We start from the raw sequence: 16,001 nt of genomic DNA, 5'->3' as shown, positions 1-16,001 counted from the left end.
GGTGGTATGAAAACCATTAAAGGACCGGGCATTTTTCTGGCGCAGTTTATCGGCCCGCAGGCGCCGTTTAATACCCTGGAGGGCGTGGCGCAGTGGGCCGCAGGTTTGGGCTATCAGGCATTGCAGATCCCCTGCAACCATCCGGCGATTTTCGACGTTGAACGCGCCGCCGCAAGTCAGAGCTACTGCGATGAGGTGAGCGGCATACTGGCGGAACAGGGCCTGGCGATCAGCGAGCTGTCCACTCATCTTGAGGGACAGCTGGTGGCCGTCCATCCGGCTTATGATAAGGCCTTTGACGCGTTTGCGCCCGCGGCGCTGCGCGGTAACCCGCAGGCGCGCCAGCAGTGGGCGGTCGAGAAAGTGCGCCAGGCAGCGGTGGCCTCGGCGCGTCTGGGCCTGAAGGCGCACGCCACCTTTTCCGGCGCGCTGGCGTGGCCTTATTTTTATCCGTGGCCGCCGCATAATCAGCCGCTTCTTGATGAGGCCTTCGATGAACTGGCCCGGCGCTGGCGACCGCTGCTGGACGTTTTTGACGAGCAGGGCGTGGATGTCTGCTACGAAATCCATCCCGGCGAAGACCTGCATGATGGCGTGACATTTGAGCGTTTCCTGCAGCGGGTCGATAACCATCCGCGCTGCAATATGCTCTATGACCCCAGCCATCTACATCTTCAGCAGATGGACTACCTGGGTTACATCGATATCTATCATTCGCGGATCAAAGCGTTTCACGTCAAAGATGCCGAATTCCGCCGCAGCGGGCGCAGCGGTGTCTACGGCGGCTATCAGAACTGGCAGCAGCGGGCGGGGCGTTTTCGTTCGCTGGGTGACGGACAGATCGATTTCAAAACGATTTTCAGCAAACTCACCGAGTATGATTTTGACGGCTGGGCGGTGCTGGAGTGGGAGTGCTGCCTGAAGGACGCGGAGGTTGGCGCGCGCGAAGGCAGCGAGTTTATCCGCCGCCATATCATCCCGGTCTCCGGGCGGGCGTTTGATGACTTTGCCGCAGGCAAGGAGGGGGAATAATGATTCAGGTCGGCATTATTGGCTCCGGGTTTATCGGGCCGGTGCATCTGGAAGCGCTGCGTCGGGTAGGCGACATCGAGGTGGTGGCGCTGTGCGACGGTTCGCTGGAAGTGGCGCAGCAGAAGGCGCGCCAGCTCAACGTGGCGCACGCCTACGGTAGCGTCGAGGCGCTGCTGGCGCATCCCGGATTGCAAGTGGTGCATAACTGTACGCCGAACCACCTGCATGCGCGGATTAACCGACAGATCCTCTCCGCCGGTCTGCACGTTTTTTCAGAAAAACCGCTCTGCATGACCACCGAGGAGGCCCGCGAGCTGGTGGCGCTGGCGGAAAGCGCCGGGGTGGTTCATGGGGTCAGCTTTGTGTATCGCCAGTTTGCCATGGTGCAGCAGGCGGCGGCGATGATGCGCAACGGCGACGTCGGGAGGCTGTTTGCGGCGCACGGCAGCTATTTGCAGGACTGGATGCTGCTGGAGAGTGACTATAACTGGCGCGTGGATTCGGTGCAGGGCGGGGCCTCGCGGGCGATGGCCGACATTGGTTCCCACTGGTGCGATACGGTGCAGTTTATGACCGGCCGACGCATTGTGGAGGTGATGGCGGATCTGTCTATCGTCTGGCCGACGCGCCAGGCGCCCGTGGCCGGCGACGCGACGTTCAGCCAGCATCGCGATGGTACCGCGTATGAAGCGCGGCCCGTCGATACCGAAGATTTGGGGTCGGTCCTGTTTCGCTTCGACGATGGCAGCAAGGGGAGCTTTATCGTTTCGCAGGTCAGCGCCGGGAGAAAAAACGGCCTGACGGTGGAGATCGGCGGCAGCCGCTGTTCGCTGGCCTGGGATCAGGAGGTGCCGCAGCGGCTGTGGATTGGTCATCGCCAGCGGCCAAACCAACTGCTCAGCGACGATCCGAGCCTGATGCTCGGCGAGGCCGCCGCCAGCGCCCATTTCCCCGGCGGGCATAATGAAGGCTGGCCCGATGCGTTTAAAAATATGATGCTGAGCTTTTATCAGGCGGTGCGCGCCGGTCGAATGCCGCCGGCATCGTCGCGGCGTTTCGCTTCGTTCTACGAGGGGGCAGACGTGATGTACATCATTGCGGCGATAGTGAAAAGCCATCAGCAGCAGCGCTGGGTGAAGGTGGAAAGGTAAGCCGAAGGCGCGGTGCGCATTTCGCGCACCCGCTGTGTTATTTCACGCCAAAATAGCCATCAAGATACGTCCCGGCCAGTTCGTTACCGAACAATACGGCATCCTTATTTTCCATTTCGTTGTCCCATTTATCGCTGGCGTTACCGGTGAACGCGTGCTGGGTTTTTGTGCCCTCAGCCACCTGCTGCCTGATAGCGTCGGCGGTGCGACGGGCATCGCTTTCGCTCATTCCCGATTTTTTGTCCTGCTGTCCACGGGCATAGATTTCGGTAAAGGTCGGCAGATTTAAGCGGTAGTTTTCCTGACGGTTAGTGGCGAAGTTACCGCCGACGAAATCGCTGCGGTGTGAGACAAAATAGTAAGCGTGGCGTTCCGGGGAAGATTTTGAGGAGGTACAACCGGAAAGGGCGGTGAGCGAACAGCCGAGCGCGATAAGCGCTATTTTGAGTTTCATTGATATCATCATCCATAATTATTAGAACAGGTACGCCGATCATTCGGCTACAGAACAAAACGGCTAATTATAGATGCACGGTAGCACCTGAAGACCCATCAATCCAAGGGTCTTCAGGCAGCATTTTTTAGATCTGCGCCAGCCCGCCATCAACGTAGATTTCAGCGGCGTTAATAAAGCTCGCGTCGTCTGACGCCAGAAAAGCGACGGTTTTAGCGACCTCCTCGGGCTCGCCAATGCGGCCCAGTGGGACGTCGGCGGCCAGCATATCAAAGAGTCCCTGGCGCTGCTCTTCCGCGACAAGTCCTCCCAGGCCGGGCGTACGGACGGGCCCCGGGCTGACCACATTCACGCGGATACCGCGCGCCTTCAGGTCCAGCGCCCATGAGCGGGCCAGGTTACGCACGGCGGCCTTACTGGCGCTGTACACGCTGAAGTTCGCGGTGCCTTTCACCGCCGCGGTCGAGCCGGTAAGGATGATGGAAGCCCCCTGGGTCAACAGCGGCAAGGACTTCTGGACGGTGAACAGCACGCCGCGCACGTTGGTAGCGAAAATGCGATCGAAGTGCTCTTCCGTTATGGCACCCAGCGGCATCATATCGCCGCCGCCCGCATTGGCAAAAAGCACATCCAGTCGCCCTGATTCTCTGGCAATGGTCGAAAACACCCTATCGAGGTCGCTTAATATCGAGGCATCGGCGCGGATCCCGCTGGCGGCGGGACCGATTAACGCGACCGCCGCATCAAGCTCTTCCTGACGGCGACCGGTGATATAGACCGTCGCTCCCTGCGAGGCCAGCTCCCGGGCTGATGCCAGGCCGATACCCGAGGTGCCGCCGGTGACTAACGCGATTTTTGCCGAAAGTTTTTTACTCATGGTGCACTTCCTTAACTAAAGTATGAATATGCCAATTGAGTCATCCACTTACCGTGACCACCTGGCGACTGAGTACGGGAGTCACTCTACCGTCAGCCACGGATGCAAAAAACGGAGTAATGTGAAAAACACTCTTCACACTGGTGAATAATCAGCGGCTATTATCAGGAAAAATGAATAATGGATCGGTTTTCAGCCCTTAAAGTTTTTACGCGCGTTGTCGAAGCCAACAGTTTTACCCGGGCCGCGGACTCCCTGAATATGCCCAATGCCACCCTGAGTAAAGCGATTCAACAGCTTGAATCGCATCTTGGCGTGTGCTTGCTGCAGCGCACGACCCGACGCATTACCGTCACGCCGGAAGGGCGTGAATACTATGAAAAAGCGGTGCGGATTCTGAAAGAACTGGATGAGGTGGATGCCTCATTTCGCGCTGCCCGCAATAAACCAAAAGGGCATCTGCGCGTCGCGGTAGGCGGCTCCACCGCTCGCGACGTGCTGATCCCGCTGTTGGCTGATTTTATGGCAACCTATCCGGATATTCGTATCGACCTGGCGGTTGCCGACAGCCCCTCGGACCTTATCAGCGGCAATATTGACTGCGCGATCAGAGGCGGTCCGCTGGACGACTCGACGCTGATCGCGCGCAAAATCGGCGAAGCGACGATCGTGACCTGCGCCACGCCGGGCTATTTCAGGCTTTATGGTGTTCCCGCGTATCCCGATGAGTTGAAGAACGGACATCGGCTGGTCGGCTATTTATCTCCCGCCAGCGGAAGAGCCTTCCCGTTCCGCTTTCTGGCTAACGGCATCGCGCAAGAGATCAAAACGGAACATCACCTTGGCGTAAATGAGAGCAACGCGCATATTGCGGCAGCGGAGGCTGGGCTGGGGATTGTTCAGACCTTCTCATATTCGCTGAGAAATGCGCTGGCGAACGGATTACTGGTGGAAATATTGAATAAATGGCGTCCGGCTCCTTATCCCTTTCATGTGGTTTACGCGCAGAATCGCCATGTCACATCCCGGCTGCGCGTATTTATCGACTGGCTGGCGGAGACATTCCCGGCGGCGGTGAAGGGGTCATTGCCCACAAGAACCAAAGAATGATGATAGCCTGCGAATTTTATGTATTGCGTGATGATAAATTAAGTCACAAAAAAATATTATGCTCGCTTCGTCTAAGGAAATCAGGTCATCTATGTTTTGATATACAGAATACGATATAGTTAAATTATATGGAGATTCTATTAAAATATTTAATAAGACCTGTTAACGTTATTTTCCTTAAGGTCTGGAAGTATAAATTAGTCTTTTGTTTTCTATATTTATAGTAAATATAATAGCGGCAGGATTTTTTGTTTATAGTATGTTTGATATCCCACCTGTATCTTTTTGAAAATATTTTTTAGCTACTCAAGAGGTAATGTGAATGCCGGAAGATAACCATCAGATTAAATGTATGGCGTGTGGTTTAAACTGCCCTATTGAAGCGGAAGATAAAATGGAGCGATCCCTTTGCGGAGAGAGGAAGTTTTCTGTATGGCCAGATAAAAACTATTTTTTTAAGCGAGCGGTTAATGATTTGGTTTTTCGTGAAATTACCTGTTTTCTGCCTGAAGGAATGGTGGTGGTGGATTTCTCCCTCGACAATATTTTGTATTTTCTGCATGAGGAGTGGGTTGAAAAACTGCAGGAGACCGGGCTGAAAGTTATTTTACTCGCGGATAAGAGCATGCTACCCATGGCTAATTTTTGGATGCTGCGCTCTGGATTATTATGGTCGGTGGTGGAAGTCAACGATAGCTTAAGCAGTTTAATCAAGAAAATAAAACGCATCATGCTGGGGCGAAATCTTCGCTGCCGGCGCACACCGTCGCTGACGGAGCATGAAATGAAGACGCTGCGCCTGCTGGCAGATGGGTACTCCAGTCAGGATATCGCCCGCATCATGGCGTGCGATACCCGCAGCGTCTACCGCTTTCAATACTCTTTATGCAAGAAGTTCGGCGGACTCAACCGCCTGCGCGAGCTGCGCTTCAGGCATAATATCCCCGCTCTGGATTAGCAGCGGTTAGCCCAGCGAACTCATAAAACAGCCCTTTCCTAACTGATGATAGCGGCCTAATGCGACAATGTATTTCCTGTTGCTATTCTTCGCCTCGGGGCCTGTCCAGCTCTCCCCTGGCAACATATAAAATTGCGTTGAACTTTCATCGTCACCATTGCAGCTTTTCTGCAGAATGACTCTAAAATAGGTATTGCCAGTATTTTTAATGGTGCCTGTGGCTTCATTAATTTCATACTGGAATCGCGTCTTACGCGGGCGCACGATGAGAATCGTACTCATCGATACCGAAGGGACTATATCCAGTTTTTTCTGATCCTGACGCCAGGGGAAAACTGTGACGGGCGTCTCCTTAAAGATCACCCGATAATAGCGCTCAACGTCATCTTTAGGCCCACGGTAATAGAGTTTAAAATATTCCTGGCCATTGGCCTGCACGGTGAACTGCAGCGGCGACCAGACCAGGTCTTTATCCTGGCCTGGAACGGGTCTTTCATCTCCGTTGCCCGGACGGGAGATTTTATAAGCCGATATGGTATACAAATTGTTGTTTTTTGTATCATTGACTATTGGCCGGGAGATAAAATCTTTCCTGGCATCCATATCATAAATGATGGAATCAAAGTACACCGCGGAAGCGGGCTGAATACACAGCCCGCATAATCCGATGACAAGGATGTTTTTCATCATCCCCCCCGCTCGACGCCAATCCACGTGGCGGTCACTTTTACATCGCCGGTGGCGCTGACGGTCCCCATCCAGTCATGACCATTGGTGGTGAATTGTGAATGTGGGTCATCCATCGGAAACAGCAGTTTCAGCGTGGTGGTAAAAAAGAAACCATCGTTGACGTTGGCGTTCCAGGCCGTCTGTACCCAAACGGCGTTGGTCATATCGACAGGATCTTCGCCGCAGCTGTTGCGGACTTTTACCGCTTTACCGGTAGCGGATGTCCATTCGAGGTAGGCCGGGACCGGCACTTTTAGCGTCTCGTCCGCTGAGGTAAACAGGCAGAACGGCAAACCATACATGTTGACGGAGTCGCCAATCACCTGGGCGGTAATACTGTCGGCCTGACGCGACGCGGAGGTGGTGACTTTATATTCAAAGGTGATGGGCTCTTCGCTACCAATCTTGCCGGATGCTTGTGGATGCGAACGCCCGTCGCTGGCAACAATGCTGATGCCGTATTCCCGCGGGATGATGTTAATTAATGTTGATGGCGTGAACTGATAATAACCCGATTGTGGGGTGACGGAGTTATCAAAATAGAAGGTAAACAGAGCATCCTTGTTGGTTAAATCCGTTCCTGCCTTGAGGACTTTTTGGAAAAAGGCGTTGGACAGGAATACGTACACGTACTCGCCTGACGGTTTGAAAACCTTGTTATAGGTGCTGACCGTACCAAAATTGGTCCAGCTTGCCCCATCACCGCTGTACTTTACGTCAGACGTAGAAGGAGAAAATCCCAGCATCGCCGTGTCAATCACCATCCGGAAATCAAGTAAGGTGGTGAGAGTTTTAGTCTCCTGAAAATTGTAAGACACCATTTTACAGATGATCCCCGAAGCGCTCCCGACCACACCCATTTGACACAAATCCGAGCCGAGGTTGACGCTTGGCGTGCCATCGCTGGCAATCCACACTTCTGCCAGAGCACCGGTACTGTTTAACTTCAGATGCGAGACCTTTTCGAGGTTGAACGTGTAGTAGCGCCATGTTCCCCCGCTGGGGAGATCTTTACAGCGAACGCCGGAGGCAAAGTCATAATCGGTATTGGTATTCATGTAGCAAAGATTAAGCTGCAAAGAATCGATGGTCCCCACCGGCCGATCGCGAAAATACTCATAGGCCGACTGGCTTAGCGCTCCCGCACCGTAGTAACCGTTTGCTACGGTGTTGCCGGACATCGCGTGATAGAAGCCGTCTTTATCGATGACATCGGGAGTAATATAGCCAGACGCCGGGCAGTTTGCGCCCGTAGACATGCAGCGGATCCCGAGAAACGGCTGGTTAATGGGTGAATTCTCGATCCACAGGTCGAAGTAGCGGTTGGCGTAAGCCCATCCTACGTAGGTTATATATCCCAGACTACGTTGGTTAGTCGGATATTTTGTCCAGACGTTGGCTCCGGTGAAGCGCGGGTCGAGGGAGCTGGTGGTGATGAAATATTCGTCATCGACATCATTGTCGATAAACATATAGGTGTTGCTGCCGCTCCCGCTGCTGCTTGCGGTGAGCGCCATAGCCGGCGCGGCCAGTAGCCAGCCGGCCAGCAGCATGATGGCCTGGGGTTTAATAGACATTCTTAACATCTCCAGTCACTGATGCCGTTTGTTGTTGGATCTCACAAGGGATCTCACCGACCCATACGGCGCCTTTCGCCTCTGTCAGATCCAGATCCACTTCGCAGATGCCGCCGAATTTATCCACCAGGGTGATCACCGGGAAGCGCTTATCGACGTCCATGGCGAACTCACCGAGTTCGTCGGTGCGCGTTTTACCAATGTGGTTATGAATATCGGCGTTGGCGTAGTATCCGCCGCGGCGATCTTTCACCCGGCCAAAGACGGTGACCAGCTGTTTGACTTCCGGGTTAATCACGCTGACGTTGCCGGGGTAGAGCACCACTTTGTTACGACGACCGTTAACGATGTCGACGCTGTCTTCCGAATTTTTGTCGTTCATCAGCTCCACTTTATATTCCGCGTAGGGCGGAAGACTGATGAAATTGCTTTTGCCGGTCAGCGGGTAGTTCTGGCCGTTGATCTGCGCCATCATCCGGCCCTTGCCGCTGAAATTGGTATTCACCACCAGGCCTGCGGTTTGGGTACCTTTTCCTGCATAGATATTTTTTTGCGTCCAGGCCACGCTGCCCTGCGAACTCAGGCTGTGGTTTGAACTGTGCTGCGATGAGCGGCTGACGGAGACGGTGCCGGCGTTATATTTGGTGTCATAGCTGACGTAACCATTGGCGGCGTAATCGTCGGAACGATAGCGACTATCGTCATTTTTATTCTGTTTAATCTGTTTCGAAACCGACGCCCCCACCTGGGTAATGGCGCGGTTGTCAAAGCTTTTGCGCAGCGTGGCGTTCGCCAGCATGTTTCCGTTCTGGCTGGACACTCCGGTGCTGAGCCAGGTGGAGAAGGGGATAGAGACATCAATATTGACGTACTTATCGCGCAGATTTTCATGGTTGTTGTACTGATAGTTCTGAATACCGGCGCGTAGCGTGACGGTTGCGTAGCGATTAGCTAACAAGGATTGATCGTAATCGACGTTGGTATAGGTGCTCCCGGTATATTTGTTATTGGTGCGGCTGACGCTCAGCGTACCGAGGAACGGCGCAATTTTGCGCAGGTTAGCGTTGGCGCCGACGGTAAAGTAGTCGTTCTGCTGCATCGGTAGCGCGTTACCGATGGAACTGTACTGGCGCGACCCCCACAGGTTGCCGTACCCGTCCGGTAAACTCATGTTGAAGGTGGAGGTACTCTGCCAGCTGCCGTCGGTAGCGAGCAGCCCCTGCTGGTTAAAGCTGAACGCGTTGTTGAAAATAACGTTCGCTTCCGTTTCATTGACGCCGTTATTGTCAAAACCATAGAGCGTGGTTTTCAGATTCACGCCGGAAAGCCAGGGTTGGTTGGTTGCCGCGGCGACTCCGGCTATCCACGTATTCCGTGTGCCATAATTGATGTTGTAGTTGTGGCGATAGTCCATCTTGTTGTATTCGAGGCTGCCCGCGAAGGTTTGCCATGAGAGATCGCCGGTAACGCTGGATTTTCGAGCGAACGTTTTATTGATGTTCGCCGTCCGGCTGCTGACCACGCGCCCGTTAACGACCACCTGTATATCAACGTTGTAGATACCAAACGGCAGGCGCGACGTATCGAGCTCGTAGCTGCCCATCGAGAAGTTTTGAATGCTGAGCAGTTTACCGTCACGGTACACGTGCACTTCACCGGCGGCCGGGAGGAACACCGTGACGGGCACCAGGGCAAGCGTGTTGTCCTGCGTTTGTGAACTGCTTTTATTGCCATAGCTGATGCCGTAAATGCGGCTGGAGTTCAGGGCGCTCATGCTGGCGATCGATTGCAGATTCCAGGTATCCACCATCCCCATGGCGAAGCGGCGTCCCTGATAGTCACGTTCGTACATCGAGCGATACAATTTGCTCTGCTGGTTGCTGGTACCTATACCGTAGAGGGAACCGTTAAAGTTCAGATGGTGCTCGCGCAGCGACCAGGTATTGTCCAGCGTCAGATAGCTGCTGGCGTTATCGGTATTCTCATATTTATTGTAATAGCTCCCCATCGAGTAATTCAGCACGCTCGAGAGATTCTGAGCAGTGGATTCCCCAAGCATGTTGGTACGCGGCAAAATAGCGGCCTGCATGGCTGCCCGGTTAACCGTCAGCTCAAGATAAAAGGAACGCGTATCGAGTGAAAGTGAGGCGTCTTTGTTGATATAAACGCGCTGACCGTCGCCGATGCTTTTGTCCTGCATCTCGTTAATCAGCGATTTTATCTGCGGCGATAATTCAGTTCGCTCAGGGAGATCGCTGAGGGCGATCTGGTTCAGGCGAAACTCATTATCCTTGATGGTAAGGATGGCATCAGCGATTTTTTGCTGGCTGCGTTGGGTACTATTATCGCCTTCATAACGAATAAAAACAGGGACCGACATGCCCTGATATAACGCGTTAGCAAATACCGAAGGAATAACATAGTTACTGACTTTGACTGGCGCTGTAGCATTAGCTGCCCAACCCTGGTTTACCGTAATTAATAACCCAGCGAACAACGTCCCTTTGACATAACCAAGATTATCCATAATATTACTCAGTTTACATTTATATATTGCTCACCGTGCCATATTCCACTTCGCGTTTTTTTGTTGGTGAGATCGGTATGCTTTATTTTTACGCTGATACCAGGCATGACATAATAGCGTTCACGACAGCCTTGCCCCTCATCCTTCGCTTTATCACGACAGGGTCCGTAGGAGATAACGCGGAATGAAGCGTTACCGGTATTGGTTACCGTGTCATTATCTCGACGATAGTCGAATCTTTCTTCGCGCGGCGCGACCACCAGAATGGTACCAATAATGGCAGAGGTCGTTGCCTCACCCTGTTTTTTCTTTTTACTGGCTTCAAACTCGGTCACCGGCTCATCGGTCCAGGATATGCGGTAATAACGCTCCTGATTATCCTGTGGCCCTTTGTAAAAAAAACGAAAGTTCTCTTTCGCATTTCCGGGTAATATCAGACTGGCTGGCGTTGACAATAATTCCGATCTGCTCGCCATCGGGATAACCTTGCCGCCGGCCATCGGCGATGAGATACGCTCCACGTTGACGCTAACGTAACGCGCCGTATCGGTAGTATTAATGATTTCTTTTGCCAGCGTCGAGGCATCCGGCCCCATTATTGAGGTGACGTCTCCGACGTTTATTGCATGGGAGGAGGGCGTCACGGTGAATAAGAAGAGAGAGAGTAATAATGGATTCAGTTTCATGGCGCATCCTTATAAGGAGGCCAAAGCCTCCTTGTCATACCGGACAGGTGTTGGCTACACCTGATTAGATAGTCCATTCCGCGTTGAACTGAACGCGAACGTCGCCGCTCCAGTAACCGTCGGTTAAATCTTTGAACTCAGCGGCGGTGCTGCCGTCAGAAGTCGCGGAGTCGATAGTGAAATCGAAGTTACCCTGGGTGCTGACGCGATCGGCGCCTGCGAAGGCGGTGGCGACTGCCAGCGCATCCAGACCCGCGGAGATATTGTTGCCCGCATCAATCATCGTTACCGGCGTGGTTTTGTTCAGCGCGTTGCCGTTCCAGCTCACACCAACGGCCAGAGTAGAGGCGTCAGTGGTACGGCTCAGGGTGTTGCTGACGATTTGAGAGGTCAGCGTGAAGTCAGTCGCGCCAGACTGGCCCTGGATGGTGATGTCAAAAGCGCCTTTCTGGGCGTTAAACGCTTTAATCCCTTCAGCGTACTGGAAGTTCAGGGATTTCAGCGGAGTGACAACCAGCGCGCTGGTGGTGTCTTTAGTTGCGCTAGCATCCCAGCTGGCAGTGGCGGAAGTGGTCACGTTAGCCATTGCATTGGTAGAGATAAGAGCCGCAGCCACAACACCCGCTAATACGATTTTTTTCATTTTAAATTTCCTGAGAATAATTAAGTTAGTTCCATTTATGGAGTTATTGCTGTAAATACTGATAATTTTTTATCCAGATAGAATAATGTTTAACTTCCCTCTGCCTCCCATCTTATTCTGCAAGCTGAGCTTGATTGCGTAGATTCTCTTTTCTGCCATCTGCAATTCTTTTGCTATCTCTTTAACCGACTTCTCTGCGAGTAAAAGGTCGAGTACCAATACCTCTTGATCGCTGAGTTTTTGACGGTAGCCTCGAGCATCTCGTTGACCGAGAAACGAAAGCTGTATTTTCTTTTCAATCTCATCTCGGGTATCGCTGGTATTGATAATCGAAATTATCTGCTGACAGCGGTGTTTCCAGTACAGCGCCAGCGGCTGCGCTAATCTGTCGGCAATCAAAACTACCCGCAGCCCTGTCTTGATCAGATATTCAATCCATTTATCATTGGTGAATAATCTGATGTTGTAGCGAGAAAAATCAACAAAAATAAAGCCAGAATTAGAGAAGTTGTAATGCTTGTTAATTAAAAAACAATGCACACCATTTTTTAAATAGATATTTTTATCAGGCCATACGCAATAGTGAGTTTCAATGCAATTAATCGATTTTATCGTAGGTCGTGGATAGATTTCGCACTGATACTGACAGCTTATGCAGTATACCTTCTCATATTTCTGAGGAAGCATATGTCGATTTATTTCCCTATATTGTCTTACCCTATCGTTCAATGATGTGGCTATATTATGGCTAGTTAATAAATGTGACAACTTTAATTTCTGGAGAGTTATACAGATGAAAAATGTGTAAATTCTTAAGTCCAGAAAATGTCTGGATTTATACTAACCCACTCTAATAAATAAGAAAAATCTTAAGGTGCGATATTTTATGTCGATCGCTCTTTAAGAATTATCCATTACGACCAGGAATTTTCTCGCTGAATAGGCGCGGATTGGTTAAAAAAAAACAGCACAAAAAGTCAAAAAAAATGCTATCTCATCGCTATTTGTTAATTTTGTGTTTTTATTTTGTTTTATTTTGTGGGGTTTGTTCTGTAATGGCCTAATTTTTGTAAGGGAAAGTTGCGATATTTTGGATTATAGGGGAAAGGGTTGTCTGGCGAAATATGATCTGGCGTACAAAACCGGGCGTTTTTAAGCGCTAAAACACGTCGCAGTTTGCAGGGAAGTAAATCAGAAGGATGTGCTAAATCTTCACCGGAAGAAGCGGGCAATGCTTCTCGGTGAAATGGGGCGCTTCAGCCTGAACTGGCTTTGTCTGGAAGCCGCCGTAGCGCCACCGGGACGATGGCAGCGTGGATTTTGACTTGCAGACAAATGAGCTAACTCTTTCGCGGTGTCCGGCGAGCTTACGCCCCTTTCAGCAGAGGAAGCAGGTGATTCTCGGTAAGAGGAGCAAGCTTAATATGCCGATCCTGACCTGGCGTATACCAGATAACTTCTTCTATTTCGGCCGTCGGCGTAAAGTTCGCTCTGTTGGTGGCTATCTGAAAGATATCCGCAGAGACCGTATGGCCCGGCTCGTTTGCCGCCGTATCGGTGAAACGGCCGACCGGAACCAGTTCTTCAGGTGAAACGCTAAAGTTGAGCTCCTCTTTGAGCTCGCGGATCAGCGCCGCTTCCGGGGTTTCCCCGATTTCAGGCTTTCCACCGGGCTGCATAAAGTACTCAGTCCCTCGTTTGCGTACTAAAAGACAGCGTCCTTGACCGTCGACGATCGTTGCCGCCGCGATGTGAATATTTTTTATGGTGTTCAAGAGATACCCCAGTTATATACCGATAGTGTTCAACGACCCGCGTTCGTTTCGCTTCTCGCGAAACAACGCCTGGGCCATCATGATAACGGCCTTAGCGTGCTAATCAATCCCGTCAATTCTCGCAAAACCTGCTGACGGCGCGGGCGGCGCTCATTTATGATAGCCTGCGAAATATAACGTCTATGCGGGAAGTGCAGCCTCTATGTCAATTCAGAAAATCGCTCGCCTGGCGGGCGTCTCGGTGGCGACGGTATCGCGGGTATTGAATAACAGCGATACCGTTAAAGCGAAGAATCGCGAACGTGTGCTGCAGGCGATCAAAGAGAGTAACTACCAGCCTAATCTGCTGGCCCGCCAGCTGCGAACGGCCCGCAGCAATATGATTCTGGTGATGGTCTCTAATATCGCTAACCCCTTTTGCGCCGAGGTGGTCAAGGGTATTGAAGAAGAGGCGGAAAAGAACGGCTACCGGATCCTGCTGTGTAATTCCGGCTCGGATTTGGCCCGTTCTACCTCTGGCCTGCAGCTGCTCTCCGGCAAAATGGTCGACGGCATCATCACCATGAACGCGCTCTCCAGCCTGCCGGAACTGACCACCATGATCGGCGACGCGCCCTGGGTACAGTGCGCGGAATATGCCGATAACGGCAGCATCTCCTGCGTCGGCATCAACGATGTCGACGCGGCGCAGGGCGCCGTTTCCCGGCTGGTTGACGGTGGGCGAAAACGCATTGCCTTAATCAACCACGATCTCAGCTATCGCTACTCGCGCCTGCGCGAGCGCGGCTACAAAAGCGTGCTGCACGTTCGCGAACTGGCGTATCAACAGGTCACTTACGCCAGCGACCTGAGCGCCGCCGCCGGTACCCGGGCGATGGAAACGCTGCTGGCGCAGAAAGAGAAACCGGATGCGGTATTTGCGGTCTCAGATTCGCTGGCGGCGGGCGCGCTGCGGGCTATCGCTCAGGCCGGATTGCGGGTGCCGGAAGATATTGCGGTAATCGGTTTTGATGGTACCGAACTGGCCGAAGTGGTATCGCCGCAGTTGACCACCGTGGAACAGCCTTCGCGCGAGATTGGCCGTACCGCCGTGACGCTACTGATGAAGAGAATCGATAATCCCGACGCTGCGGTCGAGCGGGTGATGATGGACTGGCGCGTGATCCCCCGCGCCAGCACCTGAGTTTTACCCGGATACCGCGCCCGCCAGCGAACGAATATCGTTGCCGGTGGGGGACTGGTGAATCCGCAGGCCGAACTCATCAACCACGGCAAAAACGTGGTCGAAAATATCCGCCTGAATGCTCTCATACTCCGCCCACACCACGGTGTTGGTGAAGCAGTAAATCTCAATCGGCAGGCCGCTGGTGTCCGGAGCCAGCTGGCGCACCATCAGCGTCATGTCCTTACGGATGCGCGAATGGTTGCGTAAATACTCCTGCAAATAAGCGCGGAAGGTGCCGATATTGGTCATTTTGCGCTGGTTTAGCACCGACTGGTCGGTGGCGTTCTGCTGGTTCCACAGGCTAATTTCCTGATGACGCGAATCCATATACGGCTTCAGCAGCCGGGCCTGAATTAAGCGCTGCTGCTCCTGTTCATCGAGAAAATGAATGCTGGTGGTATCGATATTCAGGCTGCGCTTAATCCGGCGACCGCCGGATGCCGACATACCGCTCCAGTTTTTAAACGAGTCGGAAACCAGCGACCAGGTGGGAATAGTGGTGATGGTATTATCCCAGTTGCGCACCTTCACCGTGGTCAGGCCGATGTCGATCACCGCGCCGTCGGCGCCATATTTCGGCATCTCCAGCCAGTCGCCGAGCTTGAGCATATCGTTGGCGGAGAGCTGAATACCTGCCACCAGGCCGAGAATCGGGTCTTTAAACACCAGCATCAGTACCGCGGCCATCGCGCCGAGGCCGCTAATCAGAATCGCCGGCGACTGGCCAATCAGTAAGGAGATAACCAGAATGCCGACAATAATCGCGCAGACCAGCTTAATTCCCTGAAATATCCCTTTAAGCGGCAGTTGAGAAGCGGTGGCGAATTTCTGCGATAAATTGAACACCACGTCCAGCAGCGAAAAGAAGGACAGCATCGCGTAGATCATCACCCACAGCTGCGCGCAGGTAGTGAGTATTTCCGCCGCCTCGCTGCCTTTTTGCAACCATAGCACCGCCTGCACGTTGACGATAATCCCCTGCAGGGTGAAGGCCAGACGATGAAATAATTTGTTCTGGGTAATAATTTGCAACCATAGGTGGCTGCTGGCCTGCGCCCGCTTTTCGAAGGTGCGCAGCACCACTTTGTGCAGAATAAGGTGAACGACAATCGCCGTCAGAAAAATAATGCCGAAGATAATAATGAGTGAGGTGGTGGGGGTAATTTTGATGCCTAATGCGGCGATGTGCGATATTAATTCCTGCATAACGTCTCCTTTACATCCAGCGGTTATGATGACCGCTGGATGTCTATTATG

15 protein-coding genes are annotated in these 16,001 nt (G+C 52.6%); 5 read left to right on the top strand and 10 right to left on the bottom strand.

Going from position 1 to position 16,001, the window contains the following annotated elements:
• Nucleotides 1-6 precede the first annotated feature (6 nt).
• Together ACSIPU_RS09415 and ACSIPU_RS09410 are read left to right on the top strand one after the other, a co-directional pair.
• Nucleotides 7-1,032 carry a sugar phosphate isomerase/epimerase family protein gene (locus tag ACSIPU_RS09415; RefSeq protein WP_196557741.1) on the top strand — a complete coding sequence of 342 codons (1,026 nt, stop codon included), beginning with the start codon at nucleotides 7-9 and terminating at the stop codon, nucleotides 1,030-1,032.
• Nucleotides 1,032-2,183, top strand: a complete 1,152-nt coding sequence (locus ACSIPU_RS09410; RefSeq protein ID WP_196557743.1) for a Gfo/Idh/MocA family protein — start codon at nucleotides 1,032-1,034, stop codon at nucleotides 2,181-2,183. Before ACSIPU_RS09415 ends, ACSIPU_RS09410 begins: the two co-directional genes overlap by 1 nt.
• A gap of 37 nt (nucleotides 2,184-2,220) precedes the next feature.
• Here the strand turns inward: ACSIPU_RS09410 and ACSIPU_RS09405 are convergent, their stop codons facing one another.
• Complete coding sequence (locus ACSIPU_RS09405) at nucleotides 2,221-2,637, bottom strand: Exc2 family lipoprotein (RefSeq protein ID WP_134882933.1); 417 nt, start codon at nucleotides 2,635-2,637, stop codon at nucleotides 2,221-2,223.
• A gap of 127 nt (nucleotides 2,638-2,764) precedes the next feature.
• Nucleotides 2,765-3,514: an SDR family NAD(P)-dependent oxidoreductase gene (locus ACSIPU_RS09400; RefSeq protein WP_126488720.1), complete on the bottom strand. Its 750-nt coding sequence runs from the start codon at nucleotides 3,512-3,514 to the stop codon at nucleotides 2,765-2,767.
• 180 nt (nucleotides 3,515-3,694) lie between these two features.
• Between ACSIPU_RS09400 and ACSIPU_RS09395 the strand changes: the two genes are divergently transcribed.
• Both ACSIPU_RS09395 and ACSIPU_RS09390 read left to right on the top strand, forming a co-directional pair.
• Nucleotides 3,695-4,624, top strand: coding sequence for a LysR family transcriptional regulator (locus ACSIPU_RS09395; protein WP_032727914.1), 930 nt, complete (start codon nucleotides 3,695-3,697; stop codon nucleotides 4,622-4,624).
• Nucleotides 4,625-4,946: 322 nt separating this feature from the next.
• Nucleotides 4,947-5,582 (top strand): helix-turn-helix transcriptional regulator, encoded by a 636-nt coding sequence (locus tag ACSIPU_RS09390; protein WP_196557745.1) that lies wholly within the window; start codon nucleotides 4,947-4,949, stop codon nucleotides 5,580-5,582.
• 6 nt (nucleotides 5,583-5,588) lie between these two features.
• On the opposite strand, the gene ACSIPU_RS09385 is transcribed toward ACSIPU_RS09390, so the two are convergent.
• The 7 genes from ACSIPU_RS09385 to ACSIPU_RS09355 form a co-directional block, all read right to left on the bottom strand.
• Nucleotides 5,589-6,272 carry a fimbria/pilus periplasmic chaperone gene (locus ACSIPU_RS09385; RefSeq protein WP_435321902.1) on the bottom strand — a complete coding sequence of 228 codons (684 nt, stop codon included), beginning with the start codon at nucleotides 6,270-6,272 and terminating at the stop codon, nucleotides 5,589-5,591.
• A complete protein-coding gene (locus ACSIPU_RS09380; protein ID WP_017146415.1) occupies nucleotides 6,269-7,888 on the bottom strand; it encodes a hypothetical protein in 1,620 nt (539 codons plus the stop codon). The genes ACSIPU_RS09385 and ACSIPU_RS09380 overlap by 4 nt, the downstream gene beginning before the upstream one ends.
• Nucleotides 7,878-10,415, bottom strand: a complete 2,538-nt coding sequence (locus tag ACSIPU_RS09375) for a TcfC E-set like domain-containing protein (RefSeq protein ID WP_196557749.1) — start codon at nucleotides 10,413-10,415, stop codon at nucleotides 7,878-7,880. The genes ACSIPU_RS09380 and ACSIPU_RS09375 overlap by 11 nt, the downstream gene beginning before the upstream one ends.
• Before the next feature lie 8 nt (nucleotides 10,416-10,423).
• Nucleotides 10,424-11,101, bottom strand: coding sequence for an EcpB family pilus assembly chaperone (locus ACSIPU_RS09370; protein WP_023320512.1), 678 nt, complete (start codon nucleotides 11,099-11,101; stop codon nucleotides 10,424-10,426).
• 64 nt (nucleotides 11,102-11,165) lie between these two features.
• The gene (gene ecpA / locus ACSIPU_RS09365) at nucleotides 11,166-11,744 is read right to left on the bottom strand and encodes a common pilus major fimbrillin subunit EcpA (protein ID WP_017146412.1); all 579 of its coding nucleotides are present in this window, start codon (nucleotides 11,742-11,744) and stop codon (nucleotides 11,166-11,168) included.
• Between the two features lie 69 nt (nucleotides 11,745-11,813).
• Nucleotides 11,814-12,431 carry a LuxR C-terminal-related transcriptional regulator gene (locus tag ACSIPU_RS09360; protein WP_023320513.1) on the bottom strand — a complete coding sequence of 206 codons (618 nt, stop codon included), beginning with the start codon at nucleotides 12,429-12,431 and terminating at the stop codon, nucleotides 11,814-11,816.
• Nucleotides 12,432-13,111: 680 nt separating this feature from the next.
• Complete coding sequence (locus tag ACSIPU_RS09355) at nucleotides 13,112-13,510, bottom strand: NUDIX hydrolase (RefSeq protein WP_029496859.1); 399 nt, start codon at nucleotides 13,508-13,510, stop codon at nucleotides 13,112-13,114.
• 211 nt (nucleotides 13,511-13,721) lie between these two features.
• Between ACSIPU_RS09355 and ACSIPU_RS09350 the strand changes: the two genes are divergently transcribed.
• Entirely contained in the window at nucleotides 13,722-14,702 is a 981-nt protein-coding gene (locus ACSIPU_RS09350; RefSeq protein ID WP_004099966.1) for a LacI family DNA-binding transcriptional regulator, read from the top strand.
• Between the two features lie 3 nt (nucleotides 14,703-14,705).
• On the opposite strand, the gene ACSIPU_RS09345 is transcribed toward ACSIPU_RS09350, so the two are convergent.
• Nucleotides 14,706-15,950, bottom strand: coding sequence for a mechanosensitive ion channel family protein (locus tag ACSIPU_RS09345; protein WP_024273885.1), 1,245 nt, complete (start codon nucleotides 15,948-15,950; stop codon nucleotides 14,706-14,708).
• Nucleotides 15,951-16,001 lie beyond the last annotated feature (51 nt).

The sequence above is a fragment of the Klebsiella sp. HN106 genome, assembly GCF_051209435.1.
In the GTDB taxonomy this organism is placed as follows: Bacteria; Pseudomonadota; Gammaproteobacteria; order Enterobacterales; family Enterobacteriaceae; genus Klebsiella; species Klebsiella oxytoca.
This window is presented reverse-complemented; position numbering and strand designations above follow the sequence as displayed.